Origin of the sequence: Cellulomonas hominis (assembly GCF_005239125.1) — a bacterium.
Taxonomy (GTDB): Bacteria; Actinomycetota; Actinomycetes; order Actinomycetales; family Cellulomonadaceae; genus Cellulomonas; species Cellulomonas hominis_A.
The window spans coordinates 1-25,674 of record NZ_SZYE01000035.1 but is presented as its reverse complement, the minus strand read 5'-3'; the positions used below and the strand labels follow the sequence as shown (position 1 = coordinate 25,674).

Here is a 25,674-nt window from a genome sequence, read left to right as displayed (position 1 = left end):
CCGCGCCTGCGCGCCGCAGCGGCGGCGGCCTCGGCCTCGCGGATCTGCCGGCGGGTCAGCGGCACGCCGGGGGTGACCGTGCCCACCGGGACGGCCCCGGTCGGCGTCCCGGCCGCGGGTGCGCCCGCACCGGGCGTGCCCGCCGCACCGGGCAGCGGCACGGTCGCGAGCATCCCGGTGCTGACGTCGGTCCACCCGGCGTCCGGGCCCTCGCGCCGCTCGCGCAGGATGCGCACGAGCAGGATCGCGGCGACCGCCAGCAGCAGGACGCCGAGTGCGACGCCCGGCCACAGCCAGGGAGTGGTCACGGTCTGCGGCCAGGACAGGTCGAGCACCGGGGCGGTGTCCCCCAGGCTCACCGCGAGCAGCGACCAGCGCCCCTCCTGGGCCGGCCAGTCGAGCGTCGCGGACCCGTCGCCCGCCACCTCGGCGACCCACATGTCGTTGCCCGTGGGGTCGGCGGCCTGCGTGGCCGCCGCGCTCGCGTCGTCGCTCGCGGAGGGTGACGGCGACGCCTCGGTCGCCGGGCCGGACGGGCTCGCCGTCGGCTCCGCGGCGTCCTGGCCGGCGGTGGTGGCGAGCGTGTGCCAGTCGGACAGGCCGGTGACCCGCTCGTAGGGGTCGTCCCCCACCCAGGCGGTCACGTCCGTGTCCCGCCCGACGGCGAGCACCACCGGCGCACCGTCGGCGTGCACGGTGACGGTCACGGGGTCCCCCGCGAGCTCGAGCACGCCCGGGTCGGTCACGAGGGTCCGGGTCCCGCCCCCGGGCGCGGCGGTGGCGACCAGCGGGTCGTCCGCCCGCCAGACGGTGGCCGAGGCGACGCCGAGCCCGATGGCCGCGACCCCGAGCACACCGAGGACGGCGGCGATCAGTCGTTGGAGCACGCATCTTCCTCTCGAACGTGACGTCCCAGGATAGGCGGACCACCTCGGGGTCCGGGCAAATCGGGCCCCGCGCGGGCCCGGCGACGGGTGTTCCGCCCGGTGGCGCTGCCGATACCCTGGACGGCGGACGCGGGCCGACCGACGCCCCGAGCCTCCCGCCCGGAGGCCGTCCCCACAAGCGCTCGCGCGCGCTCGCAGGAGGAACTTCGTGGCAGACGACCGTACGCCCTTCCCGGTGGTCAACTTCCGTGGCTACGACCGCGGACCCGTCGACACCCGGCTGTCGGAGCTGGAGCGCGCGCTGCAGGAGGCCCGCAGCCAGGTCGCCTCGATGGACGAGCGGGTGCTGCAGATCTCGGGCGAGCTGTCCGAGGCGCACCGCCAGCTCCGCGAGGCCGAGCGCCCCACCTACTCCGGCCTGGGCTCGCGGATCGAGATGCTGCTCCGGTCCGCCGAGGAGCAGTCGTCCGACGTCGTGCAGCAGGCGAACGCCCAGGCGTCCGACGCGCTGGCCCGGGCGCGGCTCGCGGCCGGCCAGCTCCGCGCCCGTGCCGAGAACGAGGTCGCCGAGATGCTCGCGACCGCGCGCCGCGAGGCCACCGAGGAGCGGTCGACGGCGCACACCGAGGCCGAGAGCGCGCTGACCGGCGCGCAGCGGCGCGCGGAGGAGCTGGTCGGGTCGGCGGAGCGCGAGGCCGCCCGGATCCAGACCGCGATCCAGACGGAGGAGAGCGAGCGCCGCGCGACGCTGGAGCGCGAGCTCGGCACGCTGCGGGCGACGGTCGAGCGCGAGACGACCGAGCTCCGGATCAGCACCGAGCAGGCCGCCGAGGAGCTGCGCACGCGCACCGAGGCCGAGACGACGGCGATGCGCGCGGAGGCCGAGCGGTACGACCAGGACCTGCGCCAGGCCGCCGACGCGGAGACGACCGCGCTGCGGCAGCGGGTCACCGCGGAGCTGGCCGAGCTGCGCACCGAGGCCGAGCGCTGGGCGGCGATGCAGCGGTCCGTGGCCGCCACCGAGATCGCCGAGGCCCGCCAGGCCGCGAGCGAGGAGTCCCGCGCCCTGCGCGCCGACGCCGCCGCGCACGCCGACGCGGTGCGGTCGGCCGCGGAGCGCGCCGCGGCCGAGACCCAGCAGCGCGTGGTCGCCGAGACGACCGCGCTGCGCGCGGAGGCCGAGCAGTACTCCGGCTTCGTGCGGGCGACCGCGGACCGGGAGACCGCGGAGCAGCGCGCGGCCGTGGCCGACGAGATCGCCGCGGCCCGCCAGGAGGCCGAGCAGGCGCTCGCCGTCCTGCGCGCGGAGTCCGAGCAGTACGCGAGCGAGCTGCGCGCCGCCGCCGAGCGGGAGACGACCGAGCTCCGCGAGCGCACCGAGAACGAGGCCACCACGCTCCGGGCGCTGGCCGAGCGCGAGACGACCGAGCTCCGCGAGCGCACCGAGCGCGACGCCGCCGAGCTGCGCGAGCGCACCGACCGGGAGGTCGCCGAGCTCCGCGAGGCCACCCGCCTGGACGTCGAGCGCCAGCTCACCGAGGCGACCCGCGCGGCCGACGAGGTCCGGTCCGCGGCCCGCGCCGAGGCCGATGCGCTCACCGCGCGGGCACGCCAGCAGCTCGCCGACGCCGAGCTGCAGATCGCCGCGCAGCGCGAGGCCGCCGAGCGCGCCGACGCCGAGCGGCACGCCACCGCCCGCGCCGAGACGGAGAAGCTGGTCTCCGACGCCGAGGCGCACGCCGCCGACGCCGAGCAGCGCGTCGCCAAGGCGCTCGAGCAGGCCGAGAAGATCCGCGTCGACTCGCAGAACCACTCCAAGGAGCTGCTGTCGAACGCCCGGGCGAACGCCGACCGGGTCGTCGCGGAGGCCCGCGAGCACGCCGAGAAGACGCTGTCCGAGGCCATGGCCGAGTCGGAGCGCGAGCGCACCAGCGCCCAGCGCCAGGTCGAGGACCTGAACCGGCAGCGCGAGTCGATCACGTCCTACCTCGACGAGCTGCGCAACCTGCTCGGCCACGACCCGGTCCCGAACCGGCAGACGCTCGAGAAGGCCGACGCGGCGCAGGCGCAGTTCGACGCGAAGCAGGGGGCCCGTCCGGCCGCGCGCCCGGCCCGCGGCAAGGCGCGGCCGGCTCCGGTGTCGGCCGCGACCCCCGCGGTCCCGGCTCCTGCCCGGGCGAAGGACGACGCGGCGACCGCCGAGGCGGAGCCCGCCCCGGGCACTGCGACGGACGCTTCGGCGTCCGGTGACGCGCCTTCCGACGCGAGGGCCGTCGACGCGCACGAGGCAGCCCTGCGTGCCCGGCGCCAGGCCGAGTCGGCCCGCGCGCGCGAGCTGATCGCCCGGTTCGTCGCGGACGCCCGCGACCGCGGCGTCGCGCCGGAGCCGCTGCACGCCCAGGGGTACGGCGGTCGCGGCCGGTACCGGACGCCGCTGGAGGGCTGGTACCTGCGCCGGGACCGCACGGTGGCGGTGGGCACGGACGGCGGCTTCTACGTGCTGACCGTGCCGCCGTCCCTGGCGGGGCGGCTGCGCGGGGTGCGGCCGGAGCCGCAGGACCCGCCGCTCGTGATCGGCGCCGGCGGCAAGGACGGCGAGTCGCTGGACCTGCCGGTCGCGCTCGCCCGGGCGCTGGGCGACGACCCGGCCTGACGACCCCGCGGCGCCCGTGGGTCACGTCCGCCCGGCGCCGCCGGCCACGTCGGCCCGGCACCCGCGCGACGCGGAGCGTCAGCCCCGCGCCCGCCCGAGCAGGTCGTCCAGCGCCGCCGCCACCGCGTGCGGCGCCTCGACCGCGGTGAGGTGCCCGGCGCCCGGCACCACGACGGCCTCGACCCCGAGCGCCTCGGCCATGCCGCGCGCCTCGGCCACCGGCGTCGGCCGGTCCTCCTCGCCGACGAGCACCAGCGCCGGCCCGCGGTGGTCCGCCAGCACGGCGGTGCGGTCCGGGCGGGCGGCCATCGCGCGCTGCGACCACGCCACCCCGGCCGGCTGCTGCGCCCCGATCAGCGCCTCCAGCCGCGCGACGAGCTCGGGCCGCTCGCGGGACGCCTCGCCGAGCAGCGCGGTCGCCATCGGCAGGACCTCGTCCACGGTGCCCGCCGACTCGACCGCGGCGGCGACCCGGAGCCGGTTCGCGCGGGCGTCCTCGGTGTCGGCGGTCGCCTTGGTGTCGAGCAGCCCCAGCCCGGCGACGAGGTCCGGGTGCCGCTCGGCGAGCGCCAGCGCGACGTACCCGCCCATCGACAGACCCGCGACCACCGCCCGCCGGTGCCCGGCCTCGGCCAGCACCGCGGCCACCGCGTCGGCCGACGCCTCGAGCGCCGGCTCCGGCAGCGCGACGCCCTGGGCGGCGCCCATCCCGGGCAGGTCCACCGCGAGCACGGGCCCGCCGACGAGCGGGGCCACGTCGGCCCACATGCGGGAGTCGAGCGGGAAGGCGTGCAGCAGCACGAGCGGCAGCCCGGTCCCGGGTCGCGGCTGGTGCAGCGCGGCGGTGGCGGTCATGCGTCCTCCTGGTCGGATCCGGCGAAGGCCTCGCCGTCGGGCGACTGCGGGACGGTGGGCGCCTCGGCCTGCTCGCTCGGCCCGTCCCAGGTGGTCGGCAGCGGCACCGGCACGCCGGGGCGCACGTGCCGGACGATCTCGTCGAGCACGCGGCGGACGTACGGCTCCCCCACCCACAGGTGCTTGGCGCCCTCGACGCCGATCACCTCGGCCTGGTGCACCCGGGCGAACCGCTCGCGGGCCTCGGCGGGGCGCAGGTAGTCGTCGTGCTCGGGCACCAGGACCACCAGGGGCTTGCCGTCGGCGTCCCAGGCGTCGAGGTCGGCGTCGGTGGCGCGGTGCAGCGGCGGGGACAGCAGGACGGCGCCCTCGACCGCGGGGTCCAGGCCGTGCATGAGCGCGAGCTCGGTGCCGAACGACCAGCCGACGAGCCAGGGGTGCGGGAGGTCGCGGAACTCGGCGAGCTCGATCGCCGCGTGCACGTCGAACCGCTCGGCGACACCCCCGTCGAACGCACCCTCGCTGGTGCCGCGGGGGCTCGACGTCCCCCGGGTGTTGAACCGCAGCACCGCCACGTCGGCGAGCGCCGGCAGCCGCCACGCGGCCTTGCGCAGCACGTGCGAGTCCATGTACCCGCCGTGCGTCGGCAGCGGGTGCAGCGTGACCAGCGTCGCCGCGGGCGTGCGCGGCGTGCCGTCGGCGTCGACCGGGAGCGCGAGCTCGCCGACGAGCGTGAGGCCGTCGGCGGTGTGCAGCTCCACCTCCTCGCGGTGCGCGGGCAGGACGGTGAGCGAGCGGATGGGCGTGGGGGCGGCTGCGGCGTTCATCGCCGTCGAGCGTAGTCCGGGGTCTCAGCGCCGCGTCGGGCCGCGCCGGTGCCGCGCCGCCCAGCACGCGGCGTGCCAGTGCCGCCGGTCGGCCAGCGCCGCGTCGGGACCGAACAGCCCGTCGGAGCGCCACGCGACGACGTGCGGCGTGCCGGTCGCGATCTCCTGGTCGCAGCCCGGGCAGCGGAACGTGCGGTCGGACCCGCCGACGCGCTGCACGGTCCACTCCCCGTCGGGCGCCTGCTCGGACGTGCGCCCGCCGCGGACCCGGTCCAGGTCGAGCGGGACGTGCTCCGCGGCGTAGGGACGCTTGCCGGAGCGGCGGGAGGACGGCACGCCGGAGATTCTCCCCCGTCGCGCCGGAGGGCGGCCACCGTGCGGCAACCGCCCTCCGGCGCGCGTGGGCCCGGGGACCGGCGTCAGGACAGCCCGGCGGCCGTCTCCGCGGGCGCGATGGTCCGGGTCGCGACCAGGTCGCGGTACCAGAGCGCCGAGTCCTTCAGGGTGCGCTCCAGCGTGTCGTAGTCGACCCGCACGATGCCGAACCGGCGGTCGTAGCCGTAAGCCCACTCGAAGTTGTCCATCAGCGACCACACGAAGTAGCCGCGCACGTCCGCGCCGGCGTCCATCGCGGCGCCGACGGCGTCGATGTGGTCGTGCAGGTACTCGACCCGGTCGAGGTCGTGCACGCGGCCGTCGGCGGACACCTCGTCGGCGAACGCCGCCCCGTTCTCGGTCACGGCCAGCGGGACGGACGGGTACCGCTCGTACATCTCGAGCAGCAGGTCGGTGAGACCCTGCGGCTCGATGTTCCAGCCCATCGCGGTGTGGGGGCCGGGCTGCGGCAGCCACTCGACGTCGTCGCAGCCGACCCAGGGGCTGACCTCCGACGACTTGTGCCCGTCGACGCCCGGGCTGCCGTCGCCCACGACGGGCTCGCCCTGCAGCCGCTGCACGCGGCCCGTCGAGTAGTAGTTGACGCCCAGCAGGTCGATCGGCTGCCGGATGATCTCCAGGTCCCCGTCCTGCACGAACGACCAGTCGGACACCGCGGCCGTCTGCGCGAACACGTTCTCGGGGTACCGGCCCTCGAGGAGCGGCTGCAGGAACACCTCGTTCGCGACGGTGTCGACCTGGCGCTTGGCGGCGACGTCCTCCGGGGCGTCCGACGCGGCGCGGGTCACGTGCAGGTTGAGCGTGATCGAGATCTGCGCGGCGTCGCCGAGCACCTCGCGGATCGCGCGCGCCGCGAGGCCGTGCGCGAGGTTGAGGTGGTGCACGGCGGCCAGCGCGGCGGCGGGCTCGGTGCGGCCCGGCGCGTGCACGCCGGAGGCGTAGCCCAGGTACGCGGAGCACCACGGCTCGTTCAGCGTGGTCCACACGGTGACCTTGTCGCCCAGGACCTCGGCGAGCTTGCGGGCGTAGTCGGCGAACAGGTAGGCCGTCTCGCGGTTGGTCCAGCCGCCCGCGTCCTCCAGGGCCTGCGGCAGGTCCCAGTGGTACAGGGTGACGACGGGCTTGATGCCGGCGGCGATCAGCCGGTCCACGAGGTCGGTGTAGAACGCCAGGCCCTCGGCGTTCCACTCGCCCGACCCGGCGGGCTGCACCCGGGGCCAGGCGATCGACAGCCGGTACGCCTGCAGCCCGAGGGACTGCATCAGCGCGACGTCCTCCGGGACCCGGTGGTAGTGGTCGGCGGCCACGGCGCCGGTGTCGCCGTTCAGCACGGCGCCCGGGCGGGCGGAGAACGTGTCCCAGATGGACGGCGCTCGGCCGCCCTCGGTGGCGGCGCCCTCGATCTGGTAGGACGCGGTGGCCGAGCCCCAGAGGAAGTCGGCGGGGAACGTGCGCCCGGAGGGGCGGGATGTGGTCATCAGGAGCTTCCTCGGTTCGGGGTGAGCCGCGGGACGGCGATGTCGAATCGATACGATACACGAACGTGGGAGCGCTCCCGCGACACCCCCACGCGCCCGGACCCGGCGGGCGCCGTCGCCGAGTCTCCGATGTCGGACTCTGTCGCGCGGGGCGGACAGAGACGCGGATCGGAGACTCGGCGACAGGGGGTTCGTCAGAGCGGGAGGGTGAGCTCCGCGCGGGGGCCCTCGGCCGCCTGCGGCGTGCCCAGGGCCGCCGCGACCTGCCACGTGGGCGGGACGGCGCCGGTGGCCTCGACGGTGACCGTCGCGCCCGACCGACGCGCCACGAACTCCACGTCGCCGCCGGCGCCGCGGACCGTGGTCCGGGCCTCGGCGCCGTCCGCCAGCCCGAACACCCGCAGCGTGACGCCGTCGGCGTGGTCGTAGTCCGGGCGGTCGGTGCGCGCGCCGACCGGCAGCAGCGTGCCGGGCCGGACCAGCACGGGCAGCGAGTCGAACCCGTGCCGCTGCCGGTGCCACCGCGGGCCGGACACGGTCGAGCCGTCGAGCAGCGAGGTCCACTCGCCCTCCGGCACGTACACGTCCACGTCGCCCTCGGCGGTGAACACCGGCGCCACCAGCAGCGACGGCCCGAGCGCGTACTGCGTGTCGACCGTCGCGGCGCCCGGGTCGTCCGGGAACTCGAGGAACAGCGGCCGCATGACCGGCAGCCCGTCCGTGTGCGCCTCGCGCCCGACCGCCGACAGGTACGGCATCAGCGACAGCTTGAGCTCGGTGAACCGCTGCGTGACCTTGACCGACTCCTCGTCGAACGCCCACGGCACCCGGTACGACGACGAGCCGTGCAGCCGGGAGTGCGAGGACAGCAGGCCGAACGCGAGCCAGCGCTTGAACACCGCGGCGTCCGGGGTGCCCTCGAAGCCGCCGATGTCGTGCGACCAGTAGCCGAAGCCGGACGACGCGAGCGACAGCCCGCCGCGCAGCGACTCCGCCATGGACACGAACGTCGACTCGCAGTCGCCGCCCCAGTGCACGGGGAACTGCTGCCCGCCGGCGGTGGCCGACCGGGCGAACAGCACGGCCTCGCCCTCGCCCTTGACCTCCTCCAGCAGCTCGAAGACCGCCTTGTTGTAGAGGTGCGTGTAGTAGTTGTGCATCCGCTCGGGGTCCGACCCGTCGTGCCAGACGACGTCCGTCGGGATGCGCTCGCCGAAGTCGGTCTTGAAGCAGTCGACGCCCATGTCGAGCAGCGCCCGGAGCTTGCCCTTGAACCAGGCGGTCGCGTCGGGGTTGGTGAAGTCGACCAGGCCCATGCCGGCCTGCCACAGGTCCCACTGCCAGACCGAGCCGTCGGCGCGCTTCACCAGGTAGCCGCGCTCGGCGCCCTCGGCGAACAGGTGCGAGCGCTGCGCGATGTACGGGTTGATCCACACGCACACCTGCAGGTCGCGCTCGTGCAGCCGGGAGAGCAGGCCCTCGGGGTCCGGGAACGTCGCCGGGTCCCAGACGAAGTCGCACCAGTGGAACCGGCGCATCCAGAAGCAGTCGAAGTGGAACACCGACAGCGGCAGGCCGCGCTCGGCCATGCCGTCGATGAACGACATGACGGTGGCCTCGTCGTAGTCCGTGGTGAACGAGGTCGACAGCCACAGGCCGTAGGACCAGTCCGGCACGGCGGCCGGGCGGCCGGTCAGCGCGGTGTACCGGCGCAGCACGTCCTTCGGGTCGGGGCCGGCGATGACGTAGTACCGCAGCCGCTGGCCGGCGACGCTGAACTGGGTGCGCGAGACGACCTCGGAGCCGATCTCGAACGAGACGTGCCCGGGGTGGTCCACGAACACGCCGTAGCCGGCGTCGGTCAGGTAGAACGGGATGTTCTTGTACGACTGCTCCGACGAGGTGCCGCCGTCCGCGTTCCAGATGTCGACCGTCTGGCCGTTCTTCACGAACGGGGTGAACCGCTCGCCCAGGCCGTAGACGTGGTCGCCCACGCCGAGGCCGAGCTGCTCGCGGACGAAGGGCCGGCCCTCGGCGTCGGTGATGACGCCGACGCCGCGCGAGGTGGCGCCGGTGACGACCCGGCCGTCGACCTCGACGTCGAGCGCCCACTCCCCCGTGGTGCTGATCCGGGCGGTGAGGTTGCCCGTGGTGAGGGAGGCGCGGGGGTCGTCGTCGGTGGGCCCGGCGACGACGACGTGCGGCGCGGCGTCCGCGAGCCCGAACGCCGGCCCGTGGTCGACGCCGCCCTGGTGGTGCTCGATCGTCACGCCGAGCACCCCCTCGGCGGGCGAGTCCAGCGTGATGGTGATCAGCGGGTGGTTGAGCGTGTCGCCGCGCGTGGCGAGGCGGCCGGTGCCGGCGTAGGCGGTGAGCGAGCGCTCGCCCAGCACGACCTCGTCGACCGCGCGCGGTCGCTGCACCGTGACGCCGGGGAGGGTCTGCCAGTAGCCGTCGGTGAACTTCATGGATGTGCTGCCCTTGCCTTACTTGACCGCGCCCGCGGTGATCCCGCGGGTCAGCGTGCGCTGGAAGATGAGGAAGAAGACGATCGCCGGGATCATCGAGACGAGGGCGCCCGCGTTGGTCGTGGGGGCGTCCATCATGCGGTCGCCCTGCAGCGAGGCGAGCGCCACGGGGATGGTCTGGGTGGCGTTGGTCGTGAGCATGACCAGCGGGATGAAGAACTCGTTCCACGTCCAGATGAAGAAGAAGATCAGCAGGACGCTGAGCGTCGGCCGGACCACGGGGAACACGACGCCCCACAGGGTCCGCCACCGGCCCGCGCCGTCGAGGGACGCGGCCTCGAGCAGCGCCTTCGGGAACGTGCCGAGCACCGAGGACAGCAGGTACGTGCCGAAGGCCGCCTGGATGACCGTGAAGATGATGATGACCGACCACTGGTTGTTGGACAGGCCCACCTCCTGCGCCATCTGGAACAGCGGGTAGACCAGCACCTCCTGCGGCAGCATGTTCGCGAGCAGGAACAGGGTGACGATCCACATCCGGCCCCTGACGCGGCCGACGCCGAGCGCGTACGCGCTGAACAGCGACAGCACGACGGCGAAGATCGCGACCGCGCCGGAGATCCAGACGGAGTTGACCAGCTTCTCGGGGAAGTTGACCCGCGTCCAGAAGTTCCGCAGGCCCTCGGTGTAGAACTCCGCCGGCCAGGACAGCGGGCCGTTCTGCGAGTAGTCCGCCGGCGCCTTGAACGCGTTCAGCACCATGATGACGAACGGCACGAGCATGATCACGGCGACGAGCACGGCGGCGGCGAGCACGAACCAGCGCGCGGTGCCGCGGCGGTGCCGGCGGTCGGTGTCGGTGGCCCGGGCGCGCGGCGGGCGGACCGGGCGGCCCGTGCCGACGGCGGTGCCGGCGGGCAGCGTCTCGATCGGGGCGGCCATCAGCGACCCTCCTCCTCACGGCGGGCGCTGCGGGCCTGCAGCACCATGATGACGACGGCGATCAGGATGATCAGGACCGTCAGGACGTTCGCGATCGCGGCGCCGTAGCCCACCTTCGACTTGTCGAAGAAGTTCAGGTACGAGTAGTACGACGGCACCAGGGTCGACGACTCGGGGCCGCCGCGGGTCAGCACGTAGATCGGCCCGAACACCTTCAGGGCGGCCACGGTGCAGGTGAGCGTGATGACGAACGTCTCGGGCTTGATCTGCGGGATCGTGATGGCGCGGAACCGGTGCCACCAGCCGGCGCCGTCCAGCTCGGCCGCCTCGTAGAGCTCGGGGTCGACCCGCTGCAGCGCGGACATGAAGATGACGACCGGGTAGCCGATCTGGATCCAGATCAGCACGAGCATGACCGTCGGCAGCGCGGTGTCCGTCGAGCCCAGCCAGTTGGGCGGGTTCGCGACGCCGATCTCCCGCAGGACGACGTTGACGGCGCCGGTCTGGGAGTTGAGGATCCAGTTCCACAGCACGCCGGCGACGGCGACGGGCAGGATCTGCGGCAGGTAGTAGGTGGCCCGCAGCACGGAGGCCACGCGCGGGCCGAACCGCTTGCCGAGCACGTCGAACAGCGTGGTGGCGAGCAGCAGGCCGATGAGGGTCGGCACCACCACCATCGCGAGGATCATCGCGATCGAGTTCCGGAACGACGTCCAGAACTGCTCGTCGGCGAGCAGGTCGGTGTAGTTGCCGAGCCCGTACCAGCGCAGCGGGGCGTTGCCGCCCTTCCACTTGTGCAGGCTGTACCAGATGTTCATCCCGAACGGGATCAGGATGACGACGGTGAAGGCGATCAGGCCGGGCAGCAGGTAGGGCAGGTACCCGACCCAGTCGCGCGAACGGCGGCCGCGGCGGGCGGCGCGGGTGCGCGGCTCCTGCGGCGGCGCGGCGCGGTCGACGGTGGTCATGCGGCTCCTCGAGAGGTGGGGCGCCCGGGCCGGCGGGGTGCGCCGCCGGCCCGGGCGGGGGTGCGGGTGCTCAGCCCTCGAGCAGGTCCGTCTTGCCGTCCTGGTAGGCGGCGGACAGGCCGTCCAGCACCTCGGACGGCGACTTCGACTGGTTGACGAGCGACTGCAGCTCGCTGACGATCACGTCGTAGTAGCCCGGGACCGGCCAGTCGGGGTAGAACGCCAGGCCGTCCTCGGAGAGGATCGACTCGAAGTTCTCGGTCATCTCCTTGGTCTTCTCGTCCGTGATGGACGCCGAGTCGCCGGCGACCGGCAGGCCGCCCTTCTGGCCGAGGATCTCCTGCACCTCGGGGCGCAGCGTGATGTCGATGAAGTCGTACGCCAGGTCCTTGTTGGCGGCGTTCTCCGGCACGACCCAGAGGTTGCCGGACGAGCCCGGGTGCATCGTGTTGTCCGGGAACAGCGCCTGCGTCCAGGTGAACGGGATCTCCTCGACGAGGCGGCCGAACCACCACGAGCCGGAGACCATGATCGGGTAGGTGCCGTTGATGAACGAGACGCCCATGTCCTCGGCGGTCAGCGCGGCCGAGTCGGACGCGATGTAGCCGGCCTTGATCCACTCGTCGAGCTTCTCGGTCGCCTGCGTGAACGCCTCGTTCTGGAAGTCGACGTCGTCGGCGAACAGCTGGTAGTCGTCGACCAGGTCGCGGTCGCCGTAGTGCAGCACCAGCTCGTACCAGAGCTGGCCCAGCGGGTACTCCGCGCCGGCCTCGGCGAGCGGGGTGATGCCCGCGGCCTTGAACGTGGCGAGCGCGGCCTCGAACTCGTCGAACGTCGTCGGCTGCGCGATGCCCTGCGCGGCCAGCATGTCCTGGTTGTAGTAGACGCCGACGAACTCGCCGTAGTTGGGCACCCCGTACCAGTCGCCGGAGCCCATCAGGCCCTGCTCGTCGTACATCGCGGTCGTCTGGATCGAGTCGGGGAGGGTCTCGTCCCAGCCGCGGGACCCGGCCTCCTCGGTCAGCGGGGTGATGAGGCCCTGCGAGGCGAGCTGACCCGCGGTCGCGTTGCCCTTGTTGTACTCCATGACGTCCGGCACGTCGTCACCGGTGAGGAAGATCTTCGCGTTCTTCTGGATCTGCTCGAACGTCTGGTTCTCGACGTTCACCGTGACGTCCGGGTGCTCGTCCTCGAAGATCTCGATGGCCTTGGCCCACGCCTGGCCCATCGCCGAGTCCTCGTTCTCGTAGTGCCAGACGGTCAGCGTGTCGCCGTCCGAGCCGCCGCCCCCGCCGCTGCTGTCTCCGCCGCACGCCGCCAGGGCGAGCGGCAGGGCGAGCGCCAGGGCGCCAGCCACGTACCGCTTCCGCTGTCCTGCCATCACACGTCCTCCTCGTCGAGTCCTGCTGTGGTCCGGGCCCCGGCGGTCGCCGGCGCCCGTCGTCGATCGGTCTAGGGGGTCCCGGCCGCGGCGAGCGCGCCCGCCTCGGCGCCGCGGGGCGCCGGGCCGGTGCTGCCGAGGTCCACGAGCCGGCACGGCTCCAGGACGGGCGCGGGCACCTCGCCGGTGCCCAGCAGGGCGAGCAGGGCGTCGACGCCCGCCCGCCCGAGCTGCGCGCCGGGGGCGTGCAGCGTGGTCAGGGGCGGCACCGTCTGCCCGGCGACCGCCGGGGAGGACACCACCGCGAGCACGGACAGCTCAGCGGGGACGGCCACGCGGCGGGCCGCGAGCTCGGCGGCCACGCCGAACGTCGCGTCCTCGTTCATCGTGATCACCGCGGTGGGGGCCGCGGCGCGGTCGAGCAGGCCGGCCAGCGCCGCCCGGCCGCCGGCGACGGACTCCTCGGCGCACACCTGCACCGGGTCGAGCCCGCGCGCCAGCATCTCCTGGGTGTACGCCGCGGCGGCGCGCACGGTCGGGCCGTGACCCTCGGCGAGGCGGCGCTCCGCGTGGTTCACGAACGCGATCCGGCGGTGGCCGAGGGCCGCGAGGTGCGCGACCGCGTCGGCCAGCGTCGCCGCGAAGTCGACGTCCACGGTGGGCACGTCCGGGTCCGCGTCGTCCGCGGTGCGCCCGATGAGCGTCACCGGGACGCCGGCGCCGCGCAGGGCCGCGACCCGCGCGTCCCACGCGTGCACCTCCATGACCAGCACGCCGTCGGCCAGGCCGCGGCGGGCGACGTCGAGCACCCCGTCGGCGTCCTCGGCGGCGAACGGCCAGAGCACCAGCTGGTAGCCGCGCTCCTGCGCGACGGCGGCGGCGCTGAGCACGAACTCGGCGGACGTGCGGCTCAGGCCCGAGTCGGCGACCGGGTAGGTCAGCGCGAGGACCCGGCTCCGGCGGGTGGCCAGCCCGCGGGCGAGCGCGTTGGGGCGGTAGCCGAGCTCGTCCATGACGGACTCGACCCGGGCGCGGGTCGCCGCGGAGACGGGACGGGCGCCGGTGAGGGTGGCCGACACGGTGGACAGCGCGACGCCGGCCCGGCGTGCCACGTCCTGCATCGTCACCATCGTCGTGCGGCCCTCTCCCTCGACGGCTGTGGCGGCACCTCGTCCGTGAGGTGTCGAAGCGCTTCGCGCGGTCGTCACTGTAGGCGCGCCCTCGCGAGCTCGTCCAGTCCTCGATGTCTCGAATCGATCACGATGTTCGTCGAATCGCTTCGATACTAGGCGGGGCAGCCCGTACCACGTCAAGGCCCGGGATCGTGCGGGCGTGACCACCAGCGCTCGGGGCCGAGGGCGAGCGGAGCCGTCCCGTCATCGAATCGCTTGCACAGTGCGAAGCGCTTCGCCCACCGCCTGCGGCGGGCTGACGGCGGGCCGCCCGCGAGGCCCGCCGCCCACCGGCCCGCCCACCTGCGCACCGACGCCCCGCACCCCCACTACCCTGGGCGGATGGCGACCATCGGGGACGTGGCCCGCACGGCGGGGGTGTCCGTGTCGACCGTCAGCTACGTGCTGAGCGGCAAGCGCACCATCTCCGGCCCCACGCGCGACCGGGTGCAGCGCGCGATCGCCGACCTCGGGTACCGCCCGCACGCGGGCGCGCGCGCCCTGGCGTCCAGCCGCAGCAACGTGATCGCGCTGATGGTGCCGTTCCGGCCCGGGATCAACGTCCAGATCATCATGCAGTTCGTCGGCGGGGTCGTGACCACCGCCCGCGAGCACGACCACGACGTCCTCGTGCTCACCCAGGACGACGCGCAGGGCATCGACCGGGTCGCCGCGAGCTCGACCGCGGACGCGCTCATCGTCATGGACATCGAGTCGGAGGACGCCCGGCTCCCCGCGCTGCGCGCCCTCGGGCTGCCGAGCATCCTCATCGGCGTCCCCGACGACACCACGGGGCTGAGCTGCGTCGACCTGGACTTCGCCGGGGCGGGGCGGCTCGCGGTCCGGGAGCTCGCGGGGCACGGGCACCGCCGGGTCGTCCTCGTGGGCGCGTCCCAGGACCGGCTCGACCACCGCGCGAACTACGCGGTGCGCATGCGGCAGGGCGTGCTCGAGCAGGCCGCGTCGAGCGGGGTCGAGGCCGACGTCGTGCCGGCCGAGCCGAGCTTCTCCGGCGGCGCCGCCGCGCTCGACGCCGCGCTCGACCGGCACCCGGGGACGACCGGGCTCGTGGTGCACAACGAGGCGGCGCTCGGCGGGCTGCTCGCCCGCGCGGCCGAGCGGGGGCTCCGGGTGCCGGAGGACCTGTCGGTCGTCGCGGTCAGCCCGGCCGAGATGGCGGCCGGGCTCCCCGTGCCGGTGTCGCTCATCGAGGTGCCGGGCGAGCGGATCGGCCGGATCGCGGTGGAGATGGTCATGGCGCGGCTCTCCGGGGAGGACACGGCCGAGACCCGGCTGGTCTCCCCCGCGTACAGCGACCACGGCAGCGTCGCGCCACCGGCGGGCTCCCCCGCGGCCTGAGCCCGCGCGGGGGGCGGCCCGGGGCGCCGGTCAGGCCGTGACCAGCCGCCCCGCCCGGTAGACGGCCACGGGAACCAGGTCCTCGTCCGTCACGACCACGTCCGCCCGCCGACCCGGCGCCAGCGCGCCGAGGTCCGGCCGGCCCAGCACCTCCGCGGGCGTCGTCGCGGCGGAGCGCACGGCCGCCACCAGGCCGATCCCCGAGCGCACCACCGTCCGCACGACGTCCAGCAGGTGCGCCGTGCCACCGGCGATCGCGCCGGCCGAGCCGTCGTCGGCGAGGACCCGCGCGACCCCGCCGCCCACCCGGACCGCCATCGGGCCGAGCCGGTAGTCGCCGTCCGCCATGCCGGCCGCGGCCATCGCGTCGGTGACCAGGGCGATCGAGCCGGGCCCGACCAGGTCGAAGACCGCCCGCACGGTGCCGTCGGCCAGGTGGGTGCCGTCCGCGACGAGCTCGACCACCAGGTCGCCGCGCGCCGCGGCCGCCAGGCAGGCGGCGATCGGGCCGGGGTCGCGGTGGTGCAGCGGGCGCATGCCGTTGAACAGGTGGGTGGCCGTGGGCCGGGGCGACCGGCCCGGCGCGCCGAGGCGCCCGGTCAGGAGGGCGCGCGCCCGGTGCACCGCGACGTCCACCTGCTCCGCGGCCGCGTCGGTGTGCCCGACCGACGGCACCGCGCCGCCGGCGACCAGGGCCGCGAGCACGTCCCCGCCCCCGGCGCCCGCCCCGTCCGCGACGCCCGGCACCTCGGGGGCGACGGTCATCGTCACCAGGTGGCCCCGGGCGGCGGCGACCAGGTCGGCCACGAGCGCCGGGTCGCCGGCCAGCATGTCCGCGGGGTTCTGCGCCCCGCACCGGTCCACCGACAGGAACGGGCCCTCCGCGTGGATGCCGACGAGGTCGCCCGACTCCACGAGGTCGGCGAGCAGGGCGGCGCGGGCGAGCAGCACGTCCCGCGGGGCGGTGACGAGCGAGGCGACCAGGCTCGTGGTGCCGTGCCGCAGGTGCTCGCGCACGGCCACCAGGGCCTCGTCGCGGGTGGTCGCGTCCGGGAAGCTCGACCCGCCGCCGCCGTGGTCGTGCAGGTCGACCAGGCCGGGCAGCAGCGTGGTGCCGGGAGCCGGCGCGGGCGGCAGGTCGTCGGCCCACCGGCCGGGGAGCTGCGCCGCCGGCCCGACCCACGCGATCCGCCCCGCGGACAGCGCGAGGGCCCCGTCGGGCAGGACCTCGGTCGGCGTCACCACCTCCCCGCGCAGGACGACGTCGGCGGTGGCGGTGGCGGCGGTGGTCACCGCCCCATCATGGCGCACGCCGCGCACCCCGCGTGGCCGCCCGGGGGTCAGAACAGCCGGGAGTCCACGTCGTCGACCCCGCGCATGGCGTCGTAGTCGAGCACCAGGCACGCGATGCCGCGGTCCGTGGCCAGGACGCGCGCCTGCGGCTTGATCTCCTGGGCCGCGAACACGCCCCGCACCGGCGCGAGCAGCGGGTCGCGGTTGAGCAGCTCCAGGTAGCGGGTCAGCTGCTCCACGCCGTCGATGTCGCCGCGGCGCTTGATCTCGACGGCCACCGTGGCCCCCGCCGCGTCCTTCGCGAGGATGTCGACCGGCCCGATCGCCGTCGGGTACTCCCGGCGCACCAGGGTGTGCCCGGCCCCGAGGACGTCGATCTGCGCGGCCATCAGCTCCTGCAGGTGCGCCTCGACGCCGTCCTTGACCAGCCCCGGGTCGACGCCCAGGTCGTGGTCGGAGTCGTGCAGCACCTCGTGCACCTCGATGACGAGGCGGTCGTCGCTCTTGGTGTGCTGCACGGTCCACACCTGGGCCACGCCCCGCTCGAGGGCCTCGCCCGAGGCGTCCTCGGTGCGCAGGGTGCAGGGCGGGCTCATCCAGTTCAGCGGCTTGTACGAGCCGCCGTCCGAGTGCAGCAGCACCGAGCCGTCCGCCTTGACCACGACCAGCCGGGTCGCCAGGGGCAGGTGGGCGTTGAGCCGGCCGCTGTACCGGGCCGAGCAGCGCGCGACGAGCAGGCGCATGGGATGGACCTCCGCGGGTCAGATGACGTGGTGCGCGACCGGCGGGGCGGCCTCCAGCCAGGACGTGAGCCCGGCGTACGCCTCGGGCGTCATGACGAGCTCGACCTCCTCGGCGCCCCGCGGTCCGCCCACGCGGCACCGCACGAGGTACGGCCCGCCGACCACCGTAGCGTCCACGGCGGTGCGGTCCAGCACCTCCATGCCGCTCCGGGACCAGACCTGCTCGGGGCGCGGGGCGAGCGACCGCAGCCGCCACCAGTACAGGTGCCGGGCGCCGTAGTGCGCGATGCCGCGCGACCACCGGCCGCGCACCCGCAGGGAGCACCGGAACGACCCGACCCGCCGGGTCAGGCTGCTCCACCGGGACAGCCCGAGACCCACGACGACGAGCGCGGCCACGACGAGCAGCAGCGCGAGGAACGCGATCTGGTGCCCGGTCACCGCCAGCCCGCCGGCGTCAGCGACCGGACGTGCCGGAGGCCACCGCCTCGGCCGCGTCGACGACGACGGTCACCTGGTCGCCGTCGACGGAGAGGAAGCCCCCCTCGACCGACCACCGGTGCACGGAACCGCCGGCCTCGATCACCCGGACCTCCCCGCGCCGGAGCACGGAGAGGACCGGGGTGTGCCCGGCCAGGATGCCGATCTCGCCGTCCGAGGCGGGGGCGCTCACCTGACGCGCCTCACCGGACCAGATGGTGCCGTCGGTGTCGACGAGGTCGACCTCGAGCTGGGCCATGGGACGAGAACCTCCTGGAAGGGGGTGGATCGGGGGGGCGGGTGGAGCGACGGACGCCTGGGTCAGACGCCGTACTCCTTCTGGATGCGGGCCCAGTTGCGCTCGAGGTCCTCGAGGCCGCCGATGTTGAAGAAGGCCTGCTCCGAGATGTGGTCGAACTCGCCGTCGGCGATCTTCGCGAACGCCTCGACGGTCTCGGACACCGGGACCGTGGAGCCCACGACGCCGGTGAACTTCTCCGCCATGTAGGTGTTCTGGGAGAGGAACTGCTGGATGCGGCGCGCCCGCGCCACGACCGTCTTGTCCTCCTCCGACAGCTCGTCGACGCCGAGGATCGCGATGATGTCCTGGAGCTCCTTGTTGCGCTGCAGGATCGACTTCACGCGGGTGGCGACGTCGTAGTGCTCCTGGCCCACGTACCGCGGGTCGAGGATGCGGGACGTCGAGGCCAGCGGGTCCACCGCGGGGTACAGACCGCGGGACGCGATCTCCCGGGAGAGCTCCGTCGTCGCGTCCAGGTGCGCGAACGTCGTGGCCGGGGCCGGGTCGGTGTAGTCGTCCGCCGGCACGTAGATCGCCTGCAGCGAGGTGATCGAGTGGCCGCGCGTCGAGGTGATGCGCTCCTGCAGGACGCCCATCTCGTCGGCCAGGTTCGGCTGGTAGCCCACCGCGGACGGCATGCGGCCGAGCAGCGTCGACACCTCGGAGCCGGCCTGGGTGAACCGGAAGATGTTGTCGATGAACAGCAGCACGTCCTGCTTCTGCACGTCGCGGAAGTACTCCGCCATCGTCAGGGCGGACAGGGCGACGCGCAGACGCGTGCCCGGCGGCTCGTCCATCTGGCCGAAGACGAGGGCGGTCTTGTCGAAGACGCCCGCCTCCTCCATCTCGACGATGAGGTCGTTGCCCTCGCGGGTGCGCTCGCCGACGCCGGCGAACACCGACACGCCGCCGTGGTCCTGCGCGACGCGCTGGATCATCTCCTGGATGAGGACCGTCTTGCCGACGCCCGCACCGCCGAACAGGCCGATCTTCCCGCCGAGCACGTACGGCGTCAGCAGGTCGATGACCTTGATGCCGGTCTCGAACATCTGCGTCTTCGACTCGAGCTGGTCGAAGGCCGGCGGCTTGCGGTGGATCGGCCAGCGCTCGGTGACCTCGAACCGCTCGCCCTCGGCCAGGTTGAGCACCTCGCCGGTCACGTTGAACACGTGGCCCTTGGTGACGTCGCCGACGGGCACCGAGATCGGCGCACCCGTGTCGGTGACCTGGGCGCCGCGCACGAGGCCGTCGGTCGGCTTCAGCGCGATGGCCCGCACCAGCGAGTCACCGAGGTGCTGCGCGACCTCCAGGGTCATCGTGAACCCGCCGGCGGCCTCGCCCTCGCCCTGCGTGGACAGGTCGATGTCGACGGTCAGCGCGTTGTAGATGTCGGGGATCTGGTCCGCGGGGAACTCGATGTCCACGACGGGCCCGATCACACGGGCGACGCGGCCCACGCCCGGCGTGGCCGTGGAGTCCTTCGCGTCGACGGTGGTCGCGGTCATGTCTGCCTGCCTTCGGTCGTCCGCCGGTGTCCGGCGGGCTGGTTCGGGTCGTGCGGTCGGGCGGTTCAGGAGGCGAGCGCGTCGGCGCCCGACACGATCTCGCTGATCTCCTGGGTGATCTCGGCCTGGCGGGCCTGGTTCGCCAGCCGCGTGTACGTGCGGATGAGGTCCTCGGCGTTCTCGGTCGCGGTGTGCATCGCGCGCTGCCGGGCCGCGAGCTCGGACGCCGCCGCCTGCAGCAGGCAGGCGAAGATCCGGGTGCGCACGTACCGCGGGAGCAGCGCGTCCAGCACCTCGGCCGCGTCGGGCTCGAAGTCGTACAGCGGGAGGGCCTCGTGCTCGCCGGCGGGGGCGATGCCCTCGACGACCTCGAGCGGGAGCATCCGGATGACCTGCGGGCGCTGGCTCACCATGTTGACGAACTGCGTCGACACGATGTGCAGCTCCCCCACGCCGCCGTCGGCCGCGTCGGCGGCGAAGGCCTCGAGCAGGGTGCTCGCGATCTCCTCCGCCAGGTCGGACGTCGGGGCGTCGGACTGCCCGGTCCACACCGCCGCGAGGCGGCGCCCGCGGAACCGGTAGTAGGACTCGGCGCGGCGGCCGCTCACGTAGAGCGCGACCTCCTTGCCCTCGCCCTCGAGCCGCTCGACCAGCCGCTCGGTCTCGCGGATGACGGACGCCGAGTAGGCGCCCGCCATGCCGCGGTCCGAGGAGATGAGCAGCACGGCCACGCGGTCGGTGTCGCGACGCTCCGCGAGCAGCGGGTGCGTCACGTCCGAGTGCGTGGCGACGGCGGACACCGCCCGGGTGATGGCGCGGGCGTACGGGGACGCCGACGCCATCCGGTCCCGGGCGCGGCCGATGCGGCTCGCCGCGATCAGCTCCTGGGCGCGGAACATCTTCTTCAGCGACTGGGTCGACCTGATCCGCTGACGGTAGAGCCGCTGCTGTCCGGCCATGCGTCAGGCCTTCTTCTGCCGGACGATCTGCTCCTGCTCGACCGGCGTCTCGTCCTCGGGCTGCTCGGCGCCGACCAGCGGCGTGCCGTCACCCTTGAGGAAGCCCTGACGGAACTCGTCGACGGCGGAGGACAGCTCGGCCTCCAGGTCGTCGCCGAGCTTGCCCGTCTCCGCGATCGTGCTGAGCACGCCGGTGTTGCGGCGCAGGTGGTCCAGGAGCTCCGTCTCGAACCGGCGGACGTCCGCGACCGGGACGTCGTCCAGCTTGCCCTTGGTGCCGGCCCAGATCGACGCCACCTGCTCCTCGACCGGGAACGGCGAGTACTGGGGCTGCTTGAGCAGCTCCATGAGGCGGGCGCCACGGGTCAGCTGCGCGCGGGACGCGGCGTCCAGGTCGGACGCGAACATCGCGAACGCCTCGAGCGACCGGTACTGCGCCAGGTCCAGCTTCAGCGTGCCGGAGACCTGCTTCATCGCCTTGACCTGGGCGGCGCCACCGACGCGGGACACCGAGATGCCGACGTCGACCGCGGGCCGCTGGTCCGCGTTGAACAGGTCCGACTGCAGGAAGATCTGGCCGTCGGTGATCGAGATGACGTTCGTCGGGATGTACGCCGAGACGTCGTTGGCCTTGGTCTCGATGAACGGCAGACCGGTCATCGAGCCGCCGCCGAGCTCGTCGGACAGCTTCGCGCAACGCTCCAGCAGACGGGAGTGCAGGTAGAACACGTCGCCCGGGTACGCCTCGCGGCCCGGCGGGCGGCGCAGCAGCAGGGACACGGCGCGGTACGCCTCGGCCTGCTTCGACAGGTCGTCGAACACGATGAGGACGTGCTTGCCGCCGTACATCCAGTGCTGGCCGATGGCCGAGCCGGTGTAGGGCGCGAGGTACTTGAAGCCCGCCGGGTCGGACGCGGGCGCCGCGACGATGGTGGTGTACTCCATCGCGCCGGCCTCCTCGAGCGCGCCGCGGACGGCGGCGATCGTGGAGCCCTTCTGGCCGATGGCGACGTAGATGCAGCGGACCTGCTGGTCCGGGTCGCCCGTCTCCCAGTTGGCCTTCTGGTTGAGGATCGTGTCGATCGCGATCGCGGTCTTGCCGGTCTGGCGGTCGCCGATGACGAGCTGCCGCTGGCCGCGGCCGATCGGGATCATCGAGTCGATGGCCTTGATGCCGGTCTGCAGCGGCTCGTGCACCGACTTGCGGGCCATCACGCCCGGGGCCTGCAGCTCGAGCGCGCGCCGGGCCTCCGGCTCGATGTCGCCCATGCCGTCGATGGGCTGACCCAGCGGGTCCACCACGCGGCCGAGGAAGGCGTCGCCCACCGGGACGGACAGGACCTCGCCCGTGCGGCGGACCTCCTGACCCTCCTCGATGCCGGTGAACTCACCGAGCACGATGACGCCGATCTCGCGCACGTCGAGGTTGAGGGCGAGGCCCAGCGTGCCGTCCTCGAAGCGGAGCAGCTCGTTGGCCATCGCGCCGGGCAGCCCCTCGACGCGGGCGATCCCGTCGCCGGCCAGGGTGACGCGCCCGACCTCCTCGGCGGCGGCGCCGTTGGGCTCGTACGTCGTGACGAAGCTGTCCAGCGCGGCGCGGATGTCCTCCGGCCGGATCTGCAGCTCGCTCATGGCATCTCTCCTGTCGTGCAGCACGCCGGGGGCGTGCAGTACCACGTGGGTCGGGGGGTCGTGACGGGCCCGGGGCCCGTCAGCTGGCAAGTCGTCGACGGGCGTCCGCGAGCCGTGCGAGCACGGTCGCGTCGATCACCTCGGGACCGAGCTGCACGCGCAGGCCGCCGAGGACGTGCGGGTCCACGAGGACCTGCACCTGGATCTCGCGTCCGTACGCGCGGCCGAGGATCTCCGCGAGCCGCGCCCGCTGGGCGGTGCCGAGGTCCGCGGCGCTGGTCACGGTGGCGACCGTGCGGCTGCGGCGCTCGGCGATCAGGTCGCCGAGGTGGCCCAGCGTCGCCACGTACCGGCGGCCGCGCGGCGCCACGGCCGCCCGGCGCGCGAGCACCCGGGTGACGGGGGCGCCCGTGCCGTTGAGCAGGCGGTCGACGAGCTCGCCGCGCACCTGGCCGTGCAGCGTGTCGTCGTACAGCCGGCGGCGCACCTCGCGCTGACCGGCGAGCGCGCGGCCGATCCGGAACAGCTCCTCCTGGACCTGCTCGATCGTGCCGTCCGCCTCCGCCGAGGCGAGCACGGCCGAGAAGGCCAGCTGCTCGACGGCGTCGGCGAGGTCGTCCTCCGCGGACCACCGCGCCCGCACCAGCCCCTGCGCGGCCTCGGCCACGCGGGGGTCGGCGCCGGTCAGCAGCCGGGCCACCAGCGCGGCCTTGGCCTCGGCGGCGGCCGACGGGTCGGTCAGGGTGCGCCGCAGCGAGCCGGACGAGTCCAGCGCGTCGACCAGCGCGAACAGCTGCTCGCCGAGCAGCAGACCCTCGCCACCGGCCGCGCGCAGCACCGGCGCGAACCGGCTCTCCGCGGCGGCCAGCGACGCCCGGCTCGTCCCTCGCATCAGTTCCCCTTACCCGCGGTGGCGGTGGTCTGCGCGTCCAGGTCGTCGAGGAACCGCTCGACGACGCGCGAGCGCCGCGCCTCGTCCTCCAGCGACTCGCCGACGATCTTCGACGCGAGCTCGGTCGCCAGGGAGCCGACGTCCGCGCGCAGCGACACGGCGGCCTGCTGGCGCTCGGCCTCGATCTGGCGCTGGGCCGTCTCGGCGATCCGGGCCGCCTCGGCGGTGGCCTTCTCGCGCGCCTCGGCGACGATCTGGCCGGCCTCGGAGCGCGCGTCCTCGCGGATGCGCGCCGCCTCGGCGCGGGCGTCCTGGAGCTGCTGCTCGTACTCCGCCTTGGCGGCGGCAGCCTCCTCCTGGGCGCTGGCGGCCTTGGCGAGGCCGCCCTCGATCTTCTCCGTGCGCTCGTCCAGCACCGCCTGGAACTTGGGCAGCACGAGCTTGTAGAAGACGAGGCCGATCACGATCAGGACGACCGACGACCACAGGATGTCGTAGCCCGCGGGGATGAGCAGGCGCCAGCCCTCGACCTCTTCGGTCTCCGCGGCCAGGACGCTCGCCGCGGGGAGCGCGGCTGCGATCACGAGAACAGGAAGCCGGTGATCAGGCCGAGGAGGCCGAGGACCTCGACGAAGCCGATGCCGATGAACATGGTGGTCCGGAGCTGGCCGGCGACCTCGGGCTGGCGCGCCATGCCCTCGACGGTCTTGCCGATCAGGATGCCGAGGCCGATGCCCGGGCCGAGAACCGCGAGGCCGTAGCCCACGGTCGCGATGTTGCCCGAGATGGCGTTCTCGGCCGCAAGGATGACGCTGGGGTCCGCGAGAAGAGACACGCTGTGCTCGTTCCTTCCGTTTGGCCGCCGACCGGTCGGCCGGCGGTCGCTCAGTGACGTGGGCCCGTCGAGGCCCCCGTGGGGTGGTGCTGGTCAGATCAGGTCAGTGCTCGTCCTCGACCGACTGGCTGAGGTAGACGGCCGTCAGGACGACGAAGATGTAGGCCTGCAGCGCGGCGACGAACACCTCGAACAGGGTGATCGCGAAGCCGCCCGCGAGGGTGAGCGCGCCGAAGGGCTTCAGGCCGCCGCTCGCCTCGAACAGCAGGAACTGGGTGGCCGAGAAGCAGAGCACCAGCATGAGGTGCCCGGCGACCATGTTGGCCATGAGCCGGATCGCCAGCGTGACGGGCCGCAGGACGAACACCTGCAGGAACTCCACCGGCGCCAGCAGGATGTACAGCGGCCACGGCACGCCCGGGGGGAACAGGCTGCTCTTGAGGAAGCCGCCCACGCCGTGCGCCTTGACGCCGGCGCCCAGGTACATCACGTAGACCCACAGGGCCAGCATGACCGGCAGGCCGATCAGCGAGGTGCCCGCGATGTTGAGGAACGGGATCACGCCCGTGATGTTGAACGCGAAGATCGCGAAGAAGATCGTCGTGAGCAGCGCGACGTACTTCGGCGCCTTCTCCTTGCCGAGGATGTCCTGGGCGACGTTGATCCGGACGAAGTCGAGCAGCATCTCGGCCATGTTCTGGCCGCGGCGCGGCACCAGGCGGGCCCGGCGCGCGGCGATGACCATGATGGTCAGCAGCACCGCGACCGCGACGAAGCGCACGACCTGGATGCGGTTGATCTCGAAGATCGTGCCCTCGAACCAGATGGCCGGGGGGAAGAACTCCGCGATCGACGGCTTGTGGAACCCGGACTCGCCTTCGGCAGCGAGCGGCAGGATCGTCGCAAGGCTGGACAGAGCAGTCTCCTGTAGGTCGAAGGCTCGCGGCGTCGGGTGCCTCGAGGTGCGGGTCACCGCGCCGGGACCCGGCCGTCGTGGGTGGTTCGGCTGGAAGCCTAGCCTACGGAACGGGTCGACCCGTCCGGCTCGTCCCCATTCGGGACCTTCGACCCAGCACCAGGGGGCGACACGTAGGGGACCCTGCCCCGCGCGACCGCCCGGTAGTCGAGGAGCGCGGAGCCGATGACGGCGACCGCCACGACCACGGCGAGCACGTACCGGTCGTAGAAGTCCATGCCGCGCAGCACCGCGAGCACCACGATCACCACCACGAGCTTGCCCAGCCAGGTGCCCATGATGACGGCCATCATCCGGCCGGGGGCCGACGCATCCGTCGTCAGCATCGACAGCGTCGTCGTCCCGGAGAACACCAGGGCGATGGCGGCGCCGATCAGCGCGCCCCACACGCCGGGCAGGCCGGCGACCAGCCAGCCCACGGCGACGCCGACGACGGTCACGACCGCGACCAGCCAGATCATGTCGCGCAGCGCGCGGCGGAACACGGCGGCCACCTCGGGGCTGTCCCCGCGGCGGGGCGTCGGCTCGGTGGTGGGGTCGGTCATCGGTCCGTCCTCGGGTCGGCGTCGGTCAGGCGGGTCAGGGGGTGCGCCGCGGCGGCGGGTCCGGCGACGGCGTGGCCGCCCGCGACGGCGGGTCCGGGGGACGGCGCGTGCCAGGCGTGGCGGCGCG

General features: G+C 74.0%; 23 protein-coding genes and 1 pseudogene. 2 read left to right on the top strand and 22 right to left on the bottom strand.

The genetic code is table 11. The features are described 5' to 3' along the window. A pseudogene (locus FA014_RS06845) lies at positions 1–887 on the bottom strand (hypothetical protein); the annotation flags it as partial. Positions 888–1,095: 208 nt separating this feature from the next. Between FA014_RS06845 and FA014_RS21005 the strand changes: the two are divergent. Beyond that, positions 1,096–3,540 carry a hypothetical protein gene (locus tag FA014_RS21005; protein WP_154728947.1) on the top strand — a complete coding sequence of 815 codons (2,445 nt, stop codon included), beginning with the start codon at positions 1,096–1,098 and terminating at the stop codon, positions 3,538–3,540. A gap of 78 nt (positions 3,541–3,618) precedes the next feature. On the opposite strand, the gene FA014_RS06835 is transcribed toward FA014_RS21005, so the two are convergent. The 9 genes from FA014_RS06835 to FA014_RS06795 form a co-directional block, all read right to left on the bottom strand. Continuing rightward, complete coding sequence (locus FA014_RS06835) at positions 3,619–4,395, bottom strand: alpha/beta fold hydrolase (RefSeq protein ID WP_154728946.1); 777 nt, start codon at positions 4,393–4,395, stop codon at positions 3,619–3,621. Beyond that, a complete protein-coding gene (locus FA014_RS06830; protein ID WP_154728945.1) occupies positions 4,392–5,222 on the bottom strand; it encodes an alpha/beta hydrolase in 831 nt (276 codons plus the stop codon). The genes FA014_RS06835 and FA014_RS06830 overlap by 4 nt, the downstream gene beginning before the upstream one ends. Before the next feature lie 24 nt (positions 5,223–5,246). Then, positions 5,247–5,558, bottom strand: a complete 312-nt coding sequence (locus tag FA014_RS06825) for a hypothetical protein (protein WP_154728944.1) — start codon at positions 5,556–5,558, stop codon at positions 5,247–5,249. An 83-nt stretch (positions 5,559–5,641) separates the two neighbouring features. After that, positions 5,642–7,096 carry a glycoside hydrolase family 1 protein gene (locus FA014_RS06820; protein WP_154728943.1) on the bottom strand — a complete coding sequence of 485 codons (1,455 nt, stop codon included), beginning with the start codon at positions 7,094–7,096 and terminating at the stop codon, positions 5,642–5,644. 194 nt (positions 7,097–7,290) lie between these two features. After that, on the bottom strand, positions 7,291–9,564 hold the full coding sequence (gene yicI, locus FA014_RS06815; RefSeq protein WP_154728942.1) for an alpha-xylosidase: 2,274 nt from the start codon (positions 9,562–9,564) through the stop codon (positions 7,291–7,293). 18 nt (positions 9,565–9,582) lie between these two features. Next, on the bottom strand, positions 9,583–10,506 hold the full coding sequence (locus FA014_RS06810; RefSeq protein WP_154728941.1) for a carbohydrate ABC transporter permease: 924 nt from the start codon (positions 10,504–10,506) through the stop codon (positions 9,583–9,585). Then, entirely contained in the window at positions 10,506–11,474 is a 969-nt protein-coding gene (locus tag FA014_RS06805; protein WP_154728940.1) for a carbohydrate ABC transporter permease, read from the bottom strand. Before FA014_RS06805 ends, FA014_RS06810 begins: the two co-directional genes overlap by 1 nt. 70 nt (positions 11,475–11,544) lie before the next feature. Further along, positions 11,545–12,855 carry an ABC transporter substrate-binding protein gene (locus FA014_RS06800; protein ID WP_154728939.1) on the bottom strand — a complete coding sequence of 437 codons (1,311 nt, stop codon included), beginning with the start codon at positions 12,853–12,855 and terminating at the stop codon, positions 11,545–11,547. 71 nt (positions 12,856–12,926) lie between these two features. Next, on the bottom strand, positions 12,927–13,976 hold the full coding sequence (locus FA014_RS06795; RefSeq protein WP_195969188.1) for a LacI family DNA-binding transcriptional regulator: 1,050 nt from the start codon (positions 13,974–13,976) through the stop codon (positions 12,927–12,929). Positions 13,977–14,369: 393 nt separating this feature from the next. On the opposite strand from FA014_RS06795, the gene FA014_RS06790 reads away from it, so the two are divergent. Then, positions 14,370–15,386 carry a LacI family DNA-binding transcriptional regulator gene (locus FA014_RS06790; protein ID WP_154728937.1) on the top strand — a complete coding sequence of 339 codons (1,017 nt, stop codon included), beginning with the start codon at positions 14,370–14,372 and terminating at the stop codon, positions 15,384–15,386. A gap of 30 nt (positions 15,387–15,416) precedes the next feature. Here FA014_RS06790 and FA014_RS06785 read toward each other — a convergent pair whose 3' ends face one another. From FA014_RS06785 to FA014_RS06730, 12 genes are all read right to left on the bottom strand, one after another. Then, positions 15,417–16,679 (bottom strand): N-acetylglucosamine-6-phosphate deacetylase, encoded by a 1,263-nt coding sequence (locus FA014_RS06785; protein WP_154728936.1) that lies wholly within the window; start codon positions 16,677–16,679, stop codon positions 15,417–15,419. Positions 16,680–16,726: 47 nt separating this feature from the next. After that, on the bottom strand, positions 16,727–17,422 hold the full coding sequence (gene nucS, locus FA014_RS06780; RefSeq protein ID WP_154728935.1) for an endonuclease NucS: 696 nt from the start codon (positions 17,420–17,422) through the stop codon (positions 16,727–16,729). An 18-nt stretch (positions 17,423–17,440) separates the two neighbouring features. After that, positions 17,441–17,863 carry a DUF2550 domain-containing protein gene (locus FA014_RS06775; protein ID WP_195969187.1) on the bottom strand — a complete coding sequence of 141 codons (423 nt, stop codon included), beginning with the start codon at positions 17,861–17,863 and terminating at the stop codon, positions 17,441–17,443. 16 nt (positions 17,864–17,879) lie between these two features. Beyond that, entirely contained in the window at positions 17,880–18,161 is a 282-nt protein-coding gene (locus tag FA014_RS06770; RefSeq protein WP_154728933.1) for a F0F1 ATP synthase subunit epsilon, read from the bottom strand. Between the two features lie 62 nt (positions 18,162–18,223). Then, positions 18,224–19,708: a F0F1 ATP synthase subunit beta gene (atpD, locus tag FA014_RS06765; RefSeq protein WP_154728932.1), complete on the bottom strand. Its 1,485-nt coding sequence runs from the start codon at positions 19,706–19,708 to the stop codon at positions 18,224–18,226. 65 nt (positions 19,709–19,773) lie between these two features. Further along, positions 19,774–20,667, bottom strand: coding sequence for a F0F1 ATP synthase subunit gamma (locus FA014_RS06760; protein ID WP_154728931.1), 894 nt, complete (start codon positions 20,665–20,667; stop codon positions 19,774–19,776). Between the two features lie 3 nt (positions 20,668–20,670). Continuing rightward, complete coding sequence (gene atpA / locus FA014_RS06755; protein ID WP_154728930.1) at positions 20,671–22,299, bottom strand: F0F1 ATP synthase subunit alpha; 1,629 nt, start codon at positions 22,297–22,299, stop codon at positions 20,671–20,673. A 79-nt stretch (positions 22,300–22,378) separates the two neighbouring features. Beyond that, the gene (locus tag FA014_RS06750) at positions 22,379–23,191 is read right to left on the bottom strand and encodes a F0F1 ATP synthase subunit delta (protein WP_154728929.1); all 813 of its coding nucleotides are present in this window, start codon (positions 23,189–23,191) and stop codon (positions 22,379–22,381) included. Further along, a complete protein-coding gene (locus FA014_RS06745; RefSeq protein WP_154728928.1) occupies positions 23,191–23,775 on the bottom strand; it encodes a F0F1 ATP synthase subunit B in 585 nt (194 codons plus the stop codon). The genes FA014_RS06750 and FA014_RS06745 overlap by 1 nt, the downstream gene beginning before the upstream one ends. After that, positions 23,772–24,026, bottom strand: a complete 255-nt coding sequence (gene atpE / locus FA014_RS06740) for an ATP synthase F0 subunit C (RefSeq protein WP_276509384.1) — start codon at positions 24,024–24,026, stop codon at positions 23,772–23,774. Before atpE ends, FA014_RS06745 begins: the two co-directional genes overlap by 4 nt. A 103-nt stretch (positions 24,027–24,129) precedes the next feature. Next, on the bottom strand, positions 24,130–24,999 hold the full coding sequence (gene atpB, locus FA014_RS06735; RefSeq protein WP_419178378.1) for a F0F1 ATP synthase subunit A: 870 nt from the start codon (positions 24,997–24,999) through the stop codon (positions 24,130–24,132). Between the two features lie 41 nt (positions 25,000–25,040). Then, entirely contained in the window at positions 25,041–25,547 is a 507-nt protein-coding gene (locus tag FA014_RS06730) for a hypothetical protein (protein WP_154728927.1), read from the bottom strand. Between the last annotated feature and the right edge of the window lie 127 nt (positions 25,548–25,674).